The 18,174-nt window shown below is 55.1% G+C and carries 13 protein-coding genes and 1 tRNA gene; 6 read left to right on the top strand and 8 right to left on the bottom strand.

What is annotated here, in order from left to right; translation table 11 throughout:
* Together OZX72_RS08285 and OZX72_RS08290 are read right to left on the bottom strand one after the other, a co-directional pair.
* Positions 1 to 1,008 carry a sugar ABC transporter permease gene (locus OZX72_RS08285; RefSeq protein ID WP_277158221.1) on the bottom strand — a complete coding sequence of 336 codons (1,008 nt, stop codon included), beginning with the start codon at positions 1,006 to 1,008 and terminating at the stop codon, positions 1 to 3.
* A gap of 220 nt (positions 1,009 to 1,228) precedes the next feature.
* On the bottom strand, positions 1,229 to 2,590 hold the full coding sequence (locus tag OZX72_RS08290; protein WP_277158222.1) for an extracellular solute-binding protein: 1,362 nt from the start codon (positions 2,588 to 2,590) through the stop codon (positions 1,229 to 1,231).
* A gap of 387 nt (positions 2,591 to 2,977) precedes the next feature.
* Here OZX72_RS08290 and OZX72_RS08295 point away from each other — a divergent pair, with 387 nt between their 5' ends.
* From OZX72_RS08295 to OZX72_RS08305, 3 genes are all read left to right on the top strand, one after another.
* Positions 2,978 to 4,666: a glycosyl hydrolase family 30 gene (locus tag OZX72_RS08295; RefSeq protein ID WP_277158223.1), complete on the top strand. Its 1,689-nt coding sequence runs from the start codon at positions 2,978 to 2,980 to the stop codon at positions 4,664 to 4,666.
* Between the two features lie 351 nt (positions 4,667 to 5,017).
* The gene (locus tag OZX72_RS08300) at positions 5,018 to 5,968 is read left to right on the top strand and encodes a hypothetical protein (protein ID WP_277158224.1); all 951 of its coding nucleotides are present in this window, start codon (positions 5,018 to 5,020) and stop codon (positions 5,966 to 5,968) included.
* A complete protein-coding gene (locus OZX72_RS08305) occupies positions 5,965 to 6,828 on the top strand; it encodes a nucleotidyl transferase AbiEii/AbiGii toxin family protein (protein ID WP_277158225.1) in 864 nt (287 codons plus the stop codon). The genes OZX72_RS08300 and OZX72_RS08305 overlap by 4 nt, the downstream gene beginning before the upstream one ends.
* 306 nt (positions 6,829 to 7,134) lie before the next feature.
* Here OZX72_RS08305 and manD read toward each other — a convergent pair whose 3' ends face one another.
* From manD to uxaC, 3 genes are all read right to left on the bottom strand, one after another.
* Complete coding sequence (gene manD, locus OZX72_RS08310; RefSeq protein ID WP_277158226.1) at positions 7,135 to 8,382, bottom strand: D-mannonate dehydratase ManD; 1,248 nt, start codon at positions 8,380 to 8,382, stop codon at positions 7,135 to 7,137.
* Between the two features lie 186 nt (positions 8,383 to 8,568).
* Complete coding sequence (locus OZX72_RS08315) at positions 8,569 to 9,996, bottom strand: mannitol dehydrogenase family protein (protein WP_277158227.1); 1,428 nt, start codon at positions 9,994 to 9,996, stop codon at positions 8,569 to 8,571.
* A 121-nt stretch (positions 9,997 to 10,117) separates the two neighbouring features.
* On the bottom strand, positions 10,118 to 11,605 hold the full coding sequence (uxaC, locus tag OZX72_RS08320; RefSeq protein WP_277158228.1) for a glucuronate isomerase: 1,488 nt from the start codon (positions 11,603 to 11,605) through the stop codon (positions 10,118 to 10,120).
* A gap of 128 nt (positions 11,606 to 11,733) precedes the next feature.
* Here uxaC and OZX72_RS08325 point away from each other — a divergent pair, with 128 nt between their 5' ends.
* Positions 11,734 to 12,858 (top strand): LacI family DNA-binding transcriptional regulator, encoded by a 1,125-nt coding sequence (locus OZX72_RS08325; protein WP_277159421.1) that lies wholly within the window; start codon positions 11,734 to 11,736, stop codon positions 12,856 to 12,858.
* Positions 12,859 to 13,283: 425 nt separating this feature from the next.
* Positions 13,284 to 15,464 (top strand): DUF2264 domain-containing protein, encoded by a 2,181-nt coding sequence (locus OZX72_RS08330; RefSeq protein ID WP_277158229.1) that lies wholly within the window; start codon positions 13,284 to 13,286, stop codon positions 15,462 to 15,464.
* A 35-nt stretch (positions 15,465 to 15,499) separates the two neighbouring features.
* Here OZX72_RS08330 and fbaA read toward each other — a convergent pair whose 3' ends face one another.
* Positions 15,500 to 16,567 carry a class II fructose-bisphosphate aldolase gene (gene fbaA / locus OZX72_RS08335; RefSeq protein ID WP_277158230.1) on the bottom strand — a complete coding sequence of 356 codons (1,068 nt, stop codon included), beginning with the start codon at positions 16,565 to 16,567 and terminating at the stop codon, positions 15,500 to 15,502.
* Positions 16,568 to 16,922: 355 nt separating this feature from the next.
* Between fbaA and OZX72_RS08340 the strand changes: the two genes are divergently transcribed.
* On the top strand, positions 16,923 to 17,276 hold the full coding sequence (locus OZX72_RS08340; protein ID WP_277158231.1) for a recombinase family protein: 354 nt from the start codon (positions 16,923 to 16,925) through the stop codon (positions 17,274 to 17,276).
* Here the strand turns inward: OZX72_RS08340 and OZX72_RS08345 are convergent, their stop codons facing one another.
* Together OZX72_RS08345 and OZX72_RS08350 are read right to left on the bottom strand one after the other, a co-directional pair.
* A complete protein-coding gene (locus OZX72_RS08345; protein WP_277158232.1) occupies positions 17,277 to 17,441 on the bottom strand; it encodes a hypothetical protein in 165 nt (54 codons plus the stop codon).
* A 482-nt stretch (positions 17,442 to 17,923) separates the two neighbouring features.
* Positions 17,924 to 17,994 (bottom strand) — tRNA-Gly (locus OZX72_RS08350).
* Positions 17,995 to 18,174: the final 180 nt, after the last annotated feature.

An 18,174-nucleotide genomic window follows, 5' to 3' on the forward strand; every position in this document is an offset into this window, starting at 1 on the left:
TTAGTTCTCCTTCGAATTGTTGTACCAGAACTGAATCAGCGTGACCACCATGCAAATGAACAGCAGCACCAGAGAAACTGCCGACGCATAGCCGTAATCGCCGTTGTCGAAAGCCACCGAGTAGATGTACTGGGCGAGCACTTCCGTGGTCGTTCCAGGCCCGCCATCGGTCATGATCAATGTCAGATCCAAGATCTTGAACGAACCGATGGTTAACGTGACCATGACGAAGAACAGCGTCGGGCGCATGCACGGCACGGTGACGTGCCAGAAGCGCTTCCAGCCGTTCGCACCATCCAACTCGGCCGCTTCATACAACTCGCTGGGAATCGTCTGCAGGCCGGCCAGCAGAAGAATCATGTAGTAGCCGACTTCGCGCCAGGTGCCGACGATGATGACCGCGGGCATTGCCCACTTGGTGGAACCGAGCCATCCGGGCACGTTGCCGTCGCCGACAAAAAGCTTCAGGAACTGGTTGATCGGGCCGGACTTCGGGTCGAAAAGCATGGCCCAGACCTGCGCCGCTGCCACCATGGAAGTGACATACGGCATGAACGCGACCGTGCGGAAGAAGCCGCGGCCTTTGAGTTTGGAGTTCAGCAAGACCGCCAGGCCGAAGGCGATTGCCAACGTCAACGGAATGTGGACCAGCGAATAGTAGAACGTGTGCCAAACGGTCTGCCAGAAGATGCGGTCGTGGATCAGACGCACCCAGTTGACCAGGCCGTTGAACACCGGCATACCGAACGCGGACCACTTGGTGAACGCGATGTAGAACAGCGAAAGCACCGGGACCAGCGTCAGCAGGATGAAGCCGATGAAGTTCGGCGAAATGAAGATCAACCCATTGCGAAGGTTACGATGCGAGATCGCCTTCGCATCCATCCTCCCGCCTTTTTGTCGTTGCGGTTCCGGCGGTTGGTCGTGTGCCTCGACGGCACCCGCCTCCCCTACCGCGGCGAGATCGGCACCCACCTCGGCAATATCCGAACTAGAAGAATCCGACATCGCTGCCTCCTCCTTGAATATGCAGCCAATGTGCGCAAGCCGCCGACCGCTTCGTCGAAGCAGGCTTGCCACATTTTATTATTTATTACTTATTATTATTTATTACTACTTTTCGATAATTCTTGCTATAAAAATTGAAGACCGACGAGCCCTTATCCGGCAACCAAACCTGCCAACCCGATACGGACCTGCCGGTCTCCTTGTTTAATACAGCTCAGACTCAGTTGCTGCTGAGCACGCCTTGGTTCTTGACATCCTGCTGGCACTGGTTGATGGCCGCATCGGGCTTCGAGGTGCCGGTAAGTATCGAGGAGTTCATGGTCTTGAGCAAGGTCTGAACCGTATCGGTGGCGTCGCTGACAGGAGCTTCGAGCTTCATGTCGAACTTCGACCAGGCATCCTTGGATTCTTGATCGGTGGCCATGCCATCGGCCGCGAAGAAGTCCTTGGTGACCTTGTCGTTGATGTAGGCAGGGGTCGTGGTGAGCTTGGCGAGCACATCCGCGCCGCCTTCGCCGACGGCCCATTCAACGAACTTCTTGGCCGCCGCGGCCTTCTGACCGGTGGACTTGGCCGAAACCATCAGACCGGTCGGGCTGCCGAAGGTGACCGGGGTGGAAGGAATCTTCTTGCTCGGGTTCTGCGGAACCGGAGCCATGCCCCAATCGAACTTCTGCGCATCGCCGGTCTTCTGCTGGCTCAGGAACGAAGCGGCATACCACGTGCCCATCGGCATCATGGCAGCCTTCTGTGTGCCGAACTGTGCCTGATACTGCACCTTGTTGGTGAAGGACGTGTTGTAATTGATGGTCAACTTGTCATCCTGCCACTTCAACGCGCGCTGATAATAAGGCTTCATATAGCCGAAATCGCCCTTGAGGTAGGTCTTCTCGGCGGGCTGGCCGTTCTGGGCAAGTGCGAAGGACTGAACCAGGGACTGCCAGTTGTGCTGGTACATCGGGTAGACGGAATTGGCGTCATAGCCGGCAGCGGGGAGCTTCTTCTTCAGCTCTTCGCCGGCCTTGGTGTAATCATTCCACGTCCAGGTGGCATCGGGGGTCTTGACCCCGGCCTTCTTGAACATGTCCTTGTTATAGAAGAGAACCCAGTGATCGGCGCGGTACGGCAGCGCGTAATATTTGCCGTCCTTGGTCTTGTACATCGAATCGTCGAAGCCCTTGTGATCGGCGTACTTCTTGGCGATATCGCTGACATCGGCCAAACCGCCGGACTTGGCGTACGTATCGTACTTCACGGTGTTCTTCAGCGGGAAGACGTCGGGCTGCGCACCGGCGGAGATATCGGCGGTAAGCTGCTTGTCGTAATCGTCTGCGCTGTATTCCTTGAGCTTGATTGTTACGTTCGGATATTCCGCTTCGAAACCGTCGACAAGCTTCTGGAACTCGGGGGTCATCTTCAGCGACCAACCACCCATGGTGATTTCGGTTTTCGCGTTCTTATCAAATGCATTGGCATCAGAGGCACCGCTCTTTTGCGCGCCGCCACCGCCACCGCAGCCCGCGAGAAGCATTGCGAGTGCGGAGACCGCCGCCAAGGCGCCTACTGGACGTGAGACTTTCATATTCAAATCCTTTCTTCAAGGCTTCCTCGCCTATCACAAAAGACTAACGTTCTACATTGGTGTAGCTCGCTTTGTCCTTCATTTTTGAGAGTACACAAATGGCAACAAGGAAATTGTTTGTTGCCATTATTTGTCAGATTAGACTAGATAATATTACTAAATATTTATCTGCGAAAGCTTGAAAATCCGCCGATACGTTGGTTTTAAGCTTTGAGCTTGCCCTGCTTTTCTCCACAATCGGACGTCAAGCGCTGCTAGGCTCGAAGGGAGGGGATGGCAACAGCATTCGTGTTTGGTACCACGGAAGCGGATTCATCCAAACCGATAATTTCTCCCTTTAAACAGGGCAAACGAAGCATCGGACAGATAGCAAAGGAGTGTCAGCCCATGGCAGTAATCGACGACGGAACATCACCACAACAGAATCCAGTTATTGGCTTACATCCGATCGAGCCATCTACACAACAAAATCAGGTAATTGGGTTACCCACGACCGACCCATCACTGCAACAAAACACGCAAGGCTATCTTTCGCCGGTGACCCATGAACCAAAGCAATTGTGGACGGCGACCAGCGGGGATTTGACCCAACGCCGGGAACGTCTTGAGACGCCCGTGCCCATAGCCGAATCGGGCAATGCGACCACCGTAGTCATCGACCCGACCCGGCAGTATCAGCTTTGGGAAGGAGCCGGCGCGGCCATCACCGATTCCAGCGCTTCTCTTCTGATGAACAGCATGAACGCCGAACAGCGCCACGCCATCCTCGAAGAGATGTTCAGCCCCGAGCAGGGTGGCTTCTCGTCGGTGCGCATTTCCATCGGTTCCTGCGATTTCGTAAGCCAAAAGTATTACAGTTACGACGACTTGCCGGAGGGCATCGGCACGGACCCGAACCTTGATTACTTCTCCATCGGCACGGGCGCTCCCGGCGCTCCGGATGCCACCAAAGATCTCAAGAACATCATTCCCGTGTTGCAGGAAATCATGGCCATCAACCCTGCCGTCAAGGTGATGGCTTCGCCGTGGAGTCCGCCGGCATGGATGAAAACCAACCGCAAATTCGAAGGCGATGGCAGGCTGCGGCTCGGCGAATACTGCGGCAACGGCTATCGTCGGCAGGACACGGTGGATTTCGTTTACGCTCAATATTTCGTCAAATTCATCGAAGCCTATGCCAGCTATGGCATTCCGATCACCTCGGTGACCATGCAGAATGAACCGAGCAACTCGCCGCAGTGGCCCATGGCCATCTGGACGCCCGAGGAGCTGGCAAAATGGGGCAGCGAATATCTGCGGCCCTGCCTCGACGCCACGTTCCCGGACGTCGAGATCTACTTCGGTGACGACGGCCTGCGCTTCTTCCAGCGCCCGGTGAGCGACTACATGACATTGGCCGAGGCTCAGGCGTTCGCGGGCGTCGCTTTCCACACTTACTCAGGCCTGCCCAAGTGGGTGCTCAACGGCACACGCCAGTTCCCGGGATGGAAAGCCGCAATGAGCGAGCGCCGCTGCATGCTTGACGAGACGGTTGACGAGGCCAGCCACGTGATGTTCGGCGAAATCGGCACCGGCCTGGTGCGCAACAACGTCGGGCTCATCAACCTGTGGAACATCGCGCTGGACGAGCAGGGTTTCCCGAGCTACGCCAGGACGCGTGGCCGCCGCGGGGTCATCACCATCGATTCGAAAACTGGCAAGGTCAAGCGCAACCTCGAGTACTTCATGCTGCGCAACTTCGGCCAGGACGTGTGCCCCGGTTCCCGGCGCGTGGCCTCCACCAACCACACCCCCGACGGACGGCACGGCGGCTTGGGCTCGGTCGCGTTCATCGAGCCGAACGGACGCGGCTTTGCTGGCTTCCTTTACAATCCGACCGAAGAACCGATTGAGGCGGCAGTCACCTTCGCCGGAGAAGGCGCCGCCTGGCGTCACGTCACCGTTCCCGCCTACGGCACCGTGACTTTCCATTTGTCCGATTCGCCGATCAACACCAGCTCGGTGCCCGCAGATGACGATTTCAAGATCACCTACACCCCTCACCCCGCCGATGACCACGACGAGCGCATTTTCTAATCGCTAAGTCACCGCTAAACGACCGCAAAGCGCCACCTCCCAATCTAAAGGAAGTCGGCGCTTTGTTTTAAATCGTTCCTAGTCGTTACTAACGTATTTATACGTTAGTAACGAGAAGAACTTTTGTCAAATTTTCAACATATTTCTGTAAATGTAAGATGATTTATTATATCAGTAAGATATATAAAGTATTTATACTTTATATATATCTTAATTATTTGTCAAATAATTTGCGTGTTGCCAACATTATTTTGATTTATTCATGTCTTTAAGACTGATTGATAAAGTACTTGTACTTTATCAATATACTAATCGTTTGTCAAATTATGGCGTGTGGGATAGTATTGAAGAATGGTTGCGCAATACGTTTTTTATAAAAAGAAAAACAGCAAGGAAGTATCCGACGCTGTGAAGGAAGAGAGCGCCGCTTTCAATAACGTATTGAGCTTTTCCGCAATCAAAACAATTTACAATAACCTTCAGAAACGTCAGTTCTTACTTCAAAAGGTATCTTTTGCGGGATTCAGGGATTATCTAGTCTCCCCCGAAGCGAATCTGTTCGAGGAATTGCGAATATCCAAGAAAGACAAAGAGGCCGACACCGTCAGGCTGATTCCCAGAAACGAACCAGTTTCTCCGTACGCCATAGCACTCTCGCTTTCCGGACGCACGTATATCTCCCATTATTCGGCTCTGTATCTCAATGATCTGACCTTGAATGTTCCTAAACCCATCTATGTCAAAAAGAAAAGGACGAAAGCCAAAGTATCCGAGCGAAACACGGAGCTGTCGCAATCTCAAATAGACAAGGCATTTTCGACTCCGGCAAGAATGACCAACAACATATACACATTCGAATACGACGGCAGACCGTATGAAGTCTACTTGCTGGATCAATCCGCAACCGTAGATAAAGGCCTTACCGAGATGCAAGTGCCGAACGCCCCTTCAGAAATTTCCGTAAGCGGCGTGGAAAAGACACTTGTCGAATGCACCGTGAAACCGGACTATTCAGGCGGCGCGCAAGAGGTACTGGAAGCTTTCGCGAGAGCCAAGGGCGAGCTAAAAGTACTCAGAATGATGCAATTGCTCGACAACGGCCAATACCTGTTCCCGTATGGAAAGAACATACTTTTTTACATGGATAGGGCAGGCTATTCGGAACAGCAGAAAAATCTTGTTGCCAGCAGATTGGATCCAGACAAGAAAAAATTCAACATGTATCTGCAAAAGAATATGCGCGACAAGCTGTTCGACTCCGACATTGGGGTCTATTATCCGAAAGGACTAGGTGCTGCATGACGACTGAGGAACTGACCAACCAGGAAATCATCGCGAAGGCCCTGTCCGCCTTGTTCTCGATAGACGAGTTTGCCGGCAGAATCGCTTTGCACGGCGGGCAAGCGCTGATTGCGCACAATATCAGTCATCGTGCGTCTCAGGACATCGATCTTTACGTTGAAGAAAATTCGATTACTGAGCAGGAAAGAACACTCATAGAAGAGGCGCTGAAGGAACAATTCAATGATTCCAGTATGGAGGTCAGAAACACCAAACTGGACCATCTGCCTAGTAAAACAGAGCCGAAAAGACTCGCAAGAATCGTCGTCAGAGTCGCCGATAAAACCGACTCAACCAACAAAAACCGACGAGCACCCGTCCGTCATTTCGGGGACACGAGAAGTCTCAAGATAGAAATTTCCCTCAACAATAGAATGTTTTGCCTGGACAAAATCAACTCCGATGGCGTTGAAATAGCGGTCTCGTCTCTGGTCAGAATAATTTACGAAAAAATGCTGTCATTGTGCCAGAACGCGCCAAGTTATCTGAAAACGAATTCTCGTGAATCCAACACCGGAAAAGGGCTGAGAGCCAAGGATCTCTTCGACATGTCATCGATTCTTCGTTCAAGGCCCGAAACAGGAACCGAGATAATCCAAGCCAATCAGATCATCTTCTTGAAAACGATGATGAAAGATATCGATGTGACTAAGAATGATTTTCTAACGTTAAAGCAAGATCTCGATGATTACAGCGAGCGATACAACGAAGAATACAACAATATGAGCAGAGACCAAGTTCCGCTTGACGAGCGCATTGACTTCACAGATGCAAAAGCTTGCGTGCTGGAAGCGCTTAATGCAATATTGGGAGTAATTTAGCCACTACTAGTTAAAGCGAAGTGCCGCCTTCCTCTATCCAGGGAAGGCGGCACTTCGTCATATTCGCTCTAAAAAAGCACCCTTAGTCAGAGTGATGGGACGGTATATGTGTTGTTCTGGCGTAACCTTGCCCGAACGGACTCGAGTCTTTTATCTTTTTATTCGCTTCAAAAAAGCACCATTAGTCAGAGCGATGGGGACGGATATATGCGTTGCTCGACCGTAAAGACTCGGCCTGAGCGGCCCGGAGCGTGTCGAGCAATGTATATATTCGTCCCCATCGCGGCAGTCACTAAGAAAAATCACTCACCACTCGTGCATCGTGCCGTCCAGCAGCCTGTCAACCGGCAGCGGAGCCGGCTGGTACGGGTACTTGGCGGCAAGCTTCTCATCGAAGTCGACGCCGAGGCCCGGCTTGTTGCCCGGGTGCAGATAGCCATCCTTGAACGTGTACGAAGTATGGAAGACCTCGAGCGTCTCGTCGCTGTGCTTCATGTACTCCTGGATGCCGAAGTTCGGGATCGCGAGGTCAAGGTGCAGGTTCGCGGCCATGCCGACCGGCGAGACGTCGGTGGGGCCGTGGAATCCGGACTTGACGCCGAAGAGCTCGGCGAAGGCCATGAGCTTCTTCATGTGGGTGAGGCCACCGGTGTGGGTGACGGCCGAACGCACGTAGTCGATGAGCTGCTCCTCGATCAGGGTGATGTAGTCGGTCCAGGAGTTGATGATCTCGCCGATGGCGATTGGGGTGGTGGTGTGCTCGCGCACCAGGCGCAGGAACTGCTGGTTGTCCTCCGCAGGAGTGGTGTCCTCCATCCAGAAGAGGTCGTAGGGCTCGAGCGCCTTGCCGAAGCGGGCAGCCTCGATCGGGCGCAGACGGTGGTGGGAATCGTGCAGCAGGATGAGATCCTTGCCGTACTTGTTGCGCACCTCCTCGAAAACGCCGGGGATAGTGTTGAGGTAGGTGCGGGCATCCCAGACCTCCTCGACCGGAACGCTGGTGCGGCGCGCTGGCTCGTAGTCGTAACGCATACCCTTCTCGCCCTCACCGGTCTGCGCGTTGGCCGAAGCCGCGACACCGTAGGTGGAAGGAATGCCAGGCAGCGCATACTGAATACGCGTGGCCTTGAAGCCCATGTCTCGATACATATCAATCGAATCGAACAGGCTTGGCAAATCGGTGCCGGAGGCGTGCGCGTAGGTCAGGATGCCCTTGCGGGACGCGCCACCGAGCAGGTCGTAGACAGGAACGCCGAGCTTCTTGCCCTTGATGTCCCAGAGCGCCACGTCGACTGCGCTGATGGCGGCCATCGTCACCGGCCCGCGCTTCCAATAGGCACCCTTGTAGAGGTACTGCCACATGTCTTCGATGTTGTCCTCGTTCTTGCCGATGAGGGCGGGGGTGATGGTCTTCAGGTATTCCGCGGCGACCAGCTCACGTCCGTTGAGCGTCGCATCGCCCAAACCGACAATGCCGTCCGTCGTAGTGAGTTTGAGGACGACGAAATTGCGCCCCGGGCTCGTAACGAATACTTCGGCCTTTTCGATAGCCATATCGATTCCTTTCTATTGCGCAACTTGCGGCTTCCTTAACCGTGCGTTGCTGTTTACTTCCATTTAAATTTTGATAACCAAACCGTTTGTGCTGATATCGGCTCAACGCGACCAACCAGCTCCAGCCAATCCAATCGGTACAATCCGACCAACCAGCTCAACCGCCCCAAACCAAATCCCGCCAATTCACGACATCAGATGAGCCGCGGCAGCCCCAGTCACCTCGTCCATCTGATTGGCCACCTCATCGACGAACGCCGAAGAGCCGCCAAGAGAATGATCAAGATAGGAAACCACGTATTTCACGGCTTTCCGGTCAATGCTCCCATCGGCCGCTTTGCAGGCCCTCGCGCACGCGACGACCTTGTCTTTATTGACGTCGGCAAGCCTGTCGCTGTAGCGGGTAAGGAACTGTATCCACGCGGCAATGGCACGAGCAGGGGGAACGATTGAGGCACCGTCTTTCAACGCTTTTCGAGCGACGGGCACGATACGAACCGGCAGTTTTTCGCTTCCGTCGGAGGCGATCTGCATCAGCAGGTGGCGGATATTGGGGTTCTCGAAACGCTCAAGCAGCTGGCGCCGGTATTCCTCGGTGGACACGCTGACATAGCGCCCAGCCAAATCCCACCATTCGTTGATCCAAGCGCGCAGGGTCGGGTCGGCGACCGCATCGGCGACGGTCTCATAGCCGAACAGCGACCCGCAATAAGCCAGGGTCGAGTGGGAACCGTTGAGCATCCACAGCTTGCGTTCCTCATACGGCGTGACGTCATCGGTAATGACGGCACCGACTTCGCCCCAAGCCGGACGGCCGGCCGGGAAGTCGCCGGCGATCACCCATTCATGGAACGGCTCAGTGCGCACCGGAACCGCATCATGCCAACCCTTGACCCGTTCGACCAGTTCGATGTCACTCTGTGTTGTGGCAGGTGTAATGCGATCGACCATGGAAGTCGCCCAAGCGACATTGAGCCGTGTCCAATCCAGCAATGACGGATCGACCTCAGCGATGGCCTGCTCGACCACCTTGCGGAACGCGGCGCCGTTACCGGCCAGATTGTCGCAAGGCAGCACGGTAATCGGACCGGCCCCCGCGCTTCTGCGGGCCAAGAAACCTGCGACCATACGCACAGGGACGGTTTTGAGACCATCGGCTTGTGAATCGGTTTTCAGTGCCTGCAAATCTGAAGCGACATCGGGGTTGGCAACGTCCAAATCGCCATCCTGGTTGCGCACATACCCGGCTTCGGTGATGGTCGAGGTGACGATGGAGATATCAGGATTGGCGAAACGGGCACGCAACGCCGCCGTATCCAGTCCGCTATACATGGAAGAAATCGAGGAGATAACTTCGAATTCGTCGCCTTTCGCTCCGGAAGTAATCAAGGTGTACACACAACCCTGCTCTTCAAGCGAATCACGCATCCAAGCGCCCCGACCCGTAAAACCGGCGATACCCCATTCCGCCGCATCGGGAGCGTGTTCGGTGTACCAAGACTGGTGCGCACGCGTGAAATTACCGATTCCCAGATGGATGATTTTTTCAGGCGCGGCCGGGCGACCGTTCTTTTCACGGCTGATTTGAGGAATTGAAACGCTATCTGTTGACATTGCTGCCCCTCTCCTTAAGCGCGGTCATATCCTACGTTATTTTTAAGTCTTTTCGACTAATTCGGCTTATTCGGTTCCGTCAGTCCCTTTCGGCTCGTTCGATTCGTTCGATTCGTTCGGTTTATTCGGCCTTTTCGGCACCACCGATTTTGAACACTCGCTTTGGCTGGGTGGAAACCTGAGCACGCATAATCGCAAGCCCTTCGTCCATCGAAATCCGGCGGTCGCAGACCAATGAGGATACGAAACTTGCGGTGACCCTGCGGTTCATGTCATGCCGGGAGGGAATCGAGCAAATCGCCCGGGTGTCATCGATGAACCCGGAAAGCTTGGCGAACCCAGCATAGGGAACGACGGCGTGGAAATAGCGCGAAATCGAATCCGGCGCATCGATGAACCACCAAGGAGCGCCGATATAGAAGGCGGGATAGAAGCCGGCGAGCGGCGCAAGTTCGCGCGAAAACACGGTTTCATCATCGGTGAATGCCACGAAATGGAAATCGGGATTATTGCCATATTCGTTGAGCAGCGGGCGCAACCCTTCGACGAACTCGGCCCGGGCCGGGATATCGCCGCCGACGTCCGCACCGTAGTGTGCAAAGGCCGCGGCGTCATAATTGCGCGCGATGGCAGGGTGCACGGTCATCACCAAGCCGTCTTCCTGAGCGAACCTGGCTTGGTCGTTAAACAAGTGGGCACGCAGACGGGCAGCATCACCGGCCTCGATGTTACCCGCGTAAGCTTCAGCGAACAACATGCGTACTTCACCGTCCGAAAGCCGCTCCGAGTTGAGATCGACGTGAGAATGATCGCTTAAAACGGCTCCATGATCCTTGAAATACCGCCTTCTGCTGCGCATCGCCTCGGTGAAACCGAGGTAGGTGGAGGCATCGATATCGGCACTGGCACCCAAATCGCGAACCAATTGCGGCCAGTCGGCGCGAGACGGTTCAAGGTATTTGTCAGGGCGAAACGCAGGAGCGACAAACGGCTTGAAATCGGGGTCAGCGTTGACCTGATCGTGCAGCTTCAGATCACTGACCGGGTCGTCGGTGGTCGAGACGAATTCCATATTGAAGCGGTTGGCGAGCGCCCGAGTGCTAAATTCCGGGGTTTTGAGCATTTCATTGAGTTCGTCGTAAATCGCGCTGGCGGAATCGGGCCCGAACTTCTTGTTGATGCCGAATACCCGAACCAGCGAGTCCTCGAACCAATAACGCATCGGGGTGCCGGCAAAGGCAAACCAATACTTGCCAAAAAGCAAAAACGCGTCACGCGCCTGCGCTTCGGTGAAATCGGTTTGGCCAACTCCCAAAGCGCTCAACGGTACGCCTTGGCCATGCAAAATCCGGGTCACGTAATGATCTGGCGTGATGAACAAATCGGTGGGGTTCGCGAAATGCTTGTCGCGGGCAAACCATTCGACCGGGATATGGCCGTGGGGCGAAACAATGGGAAGGTCTTTCACCGATTCGTAAAGCTCCCGGGCCACGCGCAACGGCAAACCTTCCGCCGGCAGCAAACGATCGGGAGACAAAACAGGTTCAGATATATCCGTCTGGCCAACCATGGCACCATCCTCACATTCCGCGACGAACCAGAGATTCACCGCGATGTCAAAACCCCTATTTGCCTTTTAGTGTACGTGACACGTCTTGGTGTTGTATTCTGTTGCCATTACTTGCCATTACTCATCAGAGACTGGCTATACTTGCATCGCGAAGGAGCGTGGTGGAAATGACGGCAGATGCTTCAACTCCAACCGGCCCAAATTCAGCGCGGATAGGGACAGGAAAGAAAAGAACGGAAACAGCGACAGGGATAGAGACACAGACAGAGACGCCCGCGAAAATCACCATCAGAGACGTCGCCAAGGCCGCAGGCGTTGCCCCGTCTACAGTTTCGAGAGCTTTCGCACGTCCGGGTCGGGTCAACGAAGCCACGGCCCAGCGAATCTACGACATCGCCGACAAAATCGGCTATCGTGCCACCGCCATCAGGGCGCATACCAACGACGACCACCTCAACGGCATGCTCGGCATCGTGGTCGCCGACCTCAGCAACCCGGTTTTCGCCGAATACACGCGAGCCGCCCAGCACGAGTGCCTTTCCAACGGTTTCGGGCTTTTGGTGCTTGATTCCGAGGAAAACGCCGTGATTGAGCGAACCTCCATCCACACCGCCATCCAACATATCGACGGCCTCATTCTCTCTTCTTCACGCCTCTCGGACGCGGGCATCCGCAAGCTCGCGCAGACGAAACCACTCGTGACGCTGAACCGCTCCATTCGCGGCATTCAGTCTGTCATCGGCGACGTGCAGACCGGGCTGACGCAAGCTGTCGAGCACCTTGCTTCCCTCGGACATCGCAATTTCACCTACCTGAGCGGACCGGAATCCTCGTGGCAGGACGGCGTACGCTGGCGAACACTCTCTTCAATCTGCCAGCGCCAGCACCTGAAACTGCGACGCATCCCTTCCAACGCACCGACGTTCAGCGGCGGGTTCCGCACCGGCGAAGCGTTTCTGAACAACCCGACCAGCGCGGTCATCGCCTACAACGACATTATGGCCATCGGCTTCATCGCAGCCCTGCATTCCCGGAATATCAGCGTTCCCGGCGAGGTTTCGGCGGTCGGCATCGACGACGTGCAGGTCAGCTCGCTGGTCTCCCCCGCGCTTTCTACTGTGCGGCTGCCGCGAAAAGAGCTGGGAGCGAAGGCCGTGGACGAGGTGCTGGATCTCATCCACCACACCAAGTCGATCAACGACCGCAAGCCGATCATGTTGCAATCCTCGTACGTCGTGCGCGCCAGCACCGGCAAGGCCAATTCCTCGCTGAGTTCTGCAATTCATATCTGATACCGATATCGAATAATTCGTATTAGATACTCCAGAATCGTAATCCATATTTAATAATTCGTATTTGCTGATTTGCGATCAATGACCTGTAATCGATACCCGACAATCCAAATCCGATAACTGAGCTCCGATGATTTCCATTTACCTTGAAAACGAAATATTGCCAGATTTTGCCGCGAAATCTCAAAATAAAACAGCACTCATTTCGTCGCTGCTGCGAAATCATTCGTGACCACATTTCTCTTGCTCTTGCATAAGACCAACCGACCGATAGACCATACTTCATGTAGGGCATATTGAGCGTGAACCATATTCTACGCACCGCCGGCCGATAGCGATTATGTTGAAGATTGAAAATTAAGTTGATTCCACATTCCACGCGCACCCGGCCCATAGAAGATTTCGGAAGGAAACGAAGAAACCCGATGGAAACGAAGCCATTCAATGAAAATGTCGACACCAACCCGATGCGCACGAAAGCGGATTGCGTTGAAGCGCTGGTCGATATCCTTGCACCGGCCATGCGCTTGGTAGAAAGCGGCGGGCGATACGGCCGATTCCGTATGAGCGATAGCGGGGCCGTCTACAGCCAGGACCGCACTTCGATCGAGGGCTTCTGCCGCTTGCTTTGGGGACTCGGGCCGCTTTTTGCCAATCGAAGCAATATCCGTCGTTTCCCGCGCTGGTGGCAGCTTTCGTGCTTGGGGATCCTTCACGGCACCACGCCCGGCGACCCGGATTTCTGGGGCAATCCGCTGGACGATTACGACCAGCTGTTCGTGGAGATGGGCGCGATCACGGCGTTTCTTTTCGAGACGCGACAGGATTTCTGGAACCATTTAAGCGATACGCAACAAAGCAATATCCTGACCTGGCTTGACCAGATCAACCATCACACGCTGCCGAAAACGAACTGGCTTTGGTTTCGGCAGATGGCCAACACGTGGTTCGTGCACACCGGGCACCCCGAATACGACGCCTTGGTACAAGCCGATTTCGACATCACCGCCTCCCACTATCTCGGCCACGGATGGTCATATGACGGCTATAAAAATCAGATTGACAACTATATTCCGTTCGCCTATCAGTTCTTTACGTTGATGACCGCGGGGCTCGCGAAGCGGGACAGTGAATCCGAGCTCAATGACGCCGAGATACAACGCTGTGCATTGCTCAAGCAACGCGCGAGCGCCTTCGTGCCAAGCTATGCCAACTGGTTCGCAGCCGACGGCGCTTGCCTGCCGTTCGGACGCAGTCTTGATTACCGATTCGCGCAAGCTGCGTTCTGGGGTGCGGCGGCCTTTGCAGGCATCGACCTTCCGGACGGCTGGACGCTCGGTGATGTGAAACATCTGTTGCTGGACAACCTACGCTGGTGGTTCCGGCAGAATATTTTCCAGTCCGACGGACTGATTCCCATCGGTTATGCCTACCCAAATATGAATATGGCCGAAGGCTATAACGGGCCAGCTTCGGCTTACTGGGCTCTCAAAACCTTCATTTTCCTGTGTATTCCCGAAACCGATACTTTCTGGACTACGCGCGAAAGCGACGATTTCAAATTCGAGGCACTGAAACTGCAACCGGAACCGCGCATGCTGGTGGCACACAGCCGCACCGGTCTGGAAGTGCAGGCCTTCACCGCCGGCCAGCACGCGCCGGAACACAATCACACCGACGCGAAATACGAAAAGTACGTCTATTCGACTACTTTTGGCTTCTCGGCTCCGAAAGCCACGACCGCGCTCAAACAGCTCGCCTGTGATAGCACCTTGGCGGTTTCAGAATCCGAATATCACTGGCGTACGGCCTTCGGCTACGCGGATTACGCGGTGCACGACGACTATGTTTACTCGCGCTGGGAGCCGTGGAGCGATGTTACGATTCGCAATTTCATCGTGCCGCTGATGCCATGGCACATCCGCGTCCACGTCATCGATTCGGCACGGGCTTTGCATCTTGCGGAAGGCGGGTTCGCGATGCCGGACTTCGGGCAGAAACTGGCCGGCCCCAATATCAACACAGTCGACGGGGTTGCCGGGGCGTCGGCTCAGCACACTGCCGACGGTTCGTTTGTCTCAGGCTGGGATACCTGTAAAGACGATACGAAAAATCCGCTTTCCGGAACCAAGACTTTAAATATCACCGTCGAAGCGGGCACATTACCAAACATCAATACTCAAGCCAAAAATCCTGATTGGAAGCAAGAATCAGGCAGCTCTACAGACGAAATTCCGAAAGCAACGGCCGGAGGAATGACTTCGAACCTGACAGCGACGTTCGCAACTCCGCAACAATCCATCTTCTACCGAACCGAGGTCGGCCTCACCGGCCTGATCGGGGCAGAAGGATTCTCACTGGAACTGTCCACTCCCGAGCCAAACACCAACCTGCTCTACCCCAAGACTCGCATACCGATGCAGATGCGCACCATCGACTCTAGCCATTACGTCTTTGTCTCCGCCTACCTCGGCGACCGTGAGCTGGAAAGCGTCGGCAACGACGGTTCGATAGCCATGCCAACTGTAGCGCTTGTCGGCAATGAATTACGTATTGGTTATCGAGACGAGAGGCACACAATAGACCTCGCCGAATTGGCAAACTAAAAGAACCTAGCCACGAAGGCAATGCTATAGGGAGGCTACTTCAACGCTCTACCCGCCGAACCCAACTCAACGCAGGCCTCGACCACACGCTTGGCCATCGCATCCTCAGCCGTGCGTCCCCACGAACGCGGGTCGTAGTAACGCTTCTCGCCCACCTCGCCATCGACCTTGAGCACGGAATCGTAGTGCTCGAACATGTGGCCAGCGACCGCGCGGGTAAAAGCGTACTGGGTGTCGGTGTCAATATTCATCTTGATGACGCCATAATGCACCGCCGCCGTAATGTCGCCTTTCGACGAACCCGAGCCGCCGTGGAAAACCAACATGAACGGCTTATTGTCATGCAAATCGGCATCCGTATAGCAACTTCCCAGCTTGCCCGCCTTTGCCGCGGCGGCGACTTCGCGCTGGATCTCGCCGAGCAGCTCCGGACGTAACTTCACGACACCAGGTTTGTAGGCGCCATGCACATTGCCGAAAGTGAACGCGGCCATATAGGTGCCGCGCTCCCCCAGCCCGAGTCTGCGTGCGACCTCGATGCCGTCGGCCGGCGTGGAATAGAGCTTTTCGTCGATATCCGCGCGATGGCCGTCCTCTTCACCACCGACCGCGCCAATCTCGATTTCCAGGACGGTGTGCGCCTTCGCCGAAAGGTCCAATAATTCTTCAGTGATATCAAGGTTTTCCTTGAGCGGCACCGTCGAGCCGTCCCACATATGGGATTGGAACATCGGCTCGTGCCCGTGCGCCACTTCGTCCGCTTCGCGCGCGAGCAACGGACGAACCCAGCCGTCGAGATACGGCTTAGCGCAATGGTCGGTGTGTAAGGCGATGGAAATGTTCGGATATTTTGCTGCCACCTCGTGGGCAAACGCTGCAAACGCAAGCGAACCGGTGACGCGGTCGCCGACGCACTGCCCGGAAAAGTAGGACGCCCCACCCACCGAAACCTGGATGATGCCATCGGATTCGGCTTCGGCAAACCCCTGCAGCGCCGCGTTGAGCGTCTGGGTACTGGTTACGTTGATCGCAGGGTAGGCGTAACCGTTGCGCCGCGCGGATTCCAGCATTTCACGATATCGTTCAGGGGTTGCAATGGTCATGCCTCCATTATTGCCGCGAGCCTCGCCATTGACTTGCGGATTACGCCATCACCGACACTTCGCCGATAACAAAATGAAAAATACTATGCTATAGTAATCAAGCGTTCAGCGCTGGGGTCATCAAAACGAAACCGGCGATGCACGACTTGGGGGATTAACTCAATGGTAGAGCCCGCCGCAAGGCGGGGATGCACGGTTCGATTCCTGCCTCCTCCACTTTTAGTTTCTCGTTTTTTCTTTATGCAACATACGTTTTCAAAGCCTTGCTAAAAAATAGACAGCTTAAGCGACTCACTCTCGGCTTTCCACTCCCCAGAACCTCTTCAACCTCATGAACCGGTTCCGACAGGCCGGCATGAACTTCAAAAGCCTGACCGAGAACATCGATGCGACCACCTCGGGCGGGATGCTCGTCTACAACATCTTCTCCGCCATGGCCCAGTTCGAACGCGACCTGATCCGCGAGCGCACCAACGCCGGCCTCCAGGCCGCACGCCGACGCGGCAGGAAAGGCGGCCGCAAGCCCAAGCTCACCCAGGCCCAGGCCAAGCGCGCCCGCGAGCTCTACGACTCCGGCACCGTCACCGTCAACGAGATCGCCAGCCAATACAACGTCGGACGCACCACCATCTACCGCGCACTCGACAACACCAAAGACGAGAAAGAGAAAGTGCCCGACGCGGGTCACCCCGCGCCGGGCCGGCCCTAACTAATGCCTGCGCCACCTCCAGATGACGATGAGCCCGCAACCGACAACGATCGCGAGCAGCACGTCCACCACCGCATTGTCCGCGTTGGCCGCCAGAACGACGACCAGCGCCGCGATGGCCTGGATAGCCTCAGGCCCGTCAGAGCCCTTTCTTTTATGGGACATAATTGAATGTCCTTTCAATGCATGCCGCGCCACGATGGACGCGGCGAGGTCATGCGGCCGGAAAACCGCATGATTGCGCCTGCGAAAGCAGAACGCAACAGGCTCATCCTACCGCGAAAGAGGAATATCATACCTTCGGTGATATAATGCTTTTATTGGTTGTGGCATCGGAAACCTTCCGGACCATTAGGCGGGCAATAAAGCTTTTACCGGAAGGGGTCACAACTGATATTGGGATCTAAGTCCTTTTCAATGTATGCTGCGGCCCCGATGTTTGGAAACAGGCACCGGGGCCGAGGTGCATCTGCCACATCACAGACCCACAGCACATGAGCAATAATACAGCCGAGAGTTGTGTGTTCCCTCCTATCCGGGCTACAAACCGATAAAGAACTTTTAGATTGTTGCATCGGTGTTGCATCAGCTCATCATGTAATCAGCAAAAGGGCTCGAAATCATTGGAAAATCAGAGATGCAAAAAGAGCGGATGACGGGAGTCGAACCCGCCTCTGAAGCTTGGGAAGCTTCCATTCTACCGATGAACTACATCCGCAGTGACGCACGCGATGCCGCGCACATACAGAAAAAGAGTCTAGCACAGGGCTGCGAAACAGCGTACCGTGACAAGTTACCGAGTACTACAGACTCACAAATTCTTGCATAACGCTCAGCCTGCCACAATTCGGCACTCCCCATGCATCTTGTCGCCGAATCCGAAACTCAGAGAATATAG

The organism is Bifidobacterium sp. ESL0769, from assembly GCF_029395495.1.
In the GTDB taxonomy this organism is placed as follows: Bacteria; Actinomycetota; Actinomycetes; order Actinomycetales; family Bifidobacteriaceae; genus Bifidobacterium.

Coding starts and splice junctions, on each gene's coding strand:
- OZX72_RS08325 (WP_277159421.1), top strand. CDS start 11,734: ATGACGGCAGATGCTTCAACTCCAACCGGCCCAAATTCAGCGCGGATA.
- OZX72_RS08330 (WP_277158229.1), top strand. CDS start 13,284: ATGGAAACGAAGCCATTCAATGAAAATGTCGACACCAACCCGATGCGC.
- OZX72_RS08290 (WP_277158222.1), bottom strand. CDS start 2,590: ATGAAAGTCTCACGTCCAGTAGGCGCCTTGGCGGCGGTCTCCGCACTC.
- fbaA (WP_277158230.1), bottom strand. CDS start 16,567: ATGACCATTGCAACCCCTGAACGATATCGTGAAATGCTGGAATCCGCG.
- OZX72_RS08315 (WP_277158227.1), bottom strand. CDS start 9,996: ATGTCAACAGATAGCGTTTCAATTCCTCAAATCAGCCGTGAAAAGAAC.
- OZX72_RS08305 (WP_277158225.1), top strand. CDS start 5,965: ATGACGACTGAGGAACTGACCAACCAGGAAATCATCGCGAAGGCCCTG.
- OZX72_RS08340 (WP_277158231.1), top strand. CDS start 16,923: ATGAACTTCAAAAGCCTGACCGAGAACATCGATGCGACCACCTCGGGC.
- manD (WP_277158226.1), bottom strand. CDS start 8,382: ATGGCTATCGAAAAGGCCGAAGTATTCGTTACGAGCCCGGGGCGCAAT.
- OZX72_RS08345 (WP_277158232.1), bottom strand. CDS start 17,441: ATGTCCCATAAAAGAAAGGGCTCTGACGGGCCTGAGGCTATCCAGGCC.
- OZX72_RS08295 (WP_277158223.1), top strand. CDS start 2,978: ATGGCAGTAATCGACGACGGAACATCACCACAACAGAATCCAGTTATT.
- OZX72_RS08285 (WP_277158221.1), bottom strand. CDS start 1,008: ATGTCGGATTCTTCTAGTTCGGATATTGCCGAGGTGGGTGCCGATCTC.
- OZX72_RS08300 (WP_277158224.1), top strand. CDS start 5,018: ATGGTTGCGCAATACGTTTTTTATAAAAAGAAAAACAGCAAGGAAGTA.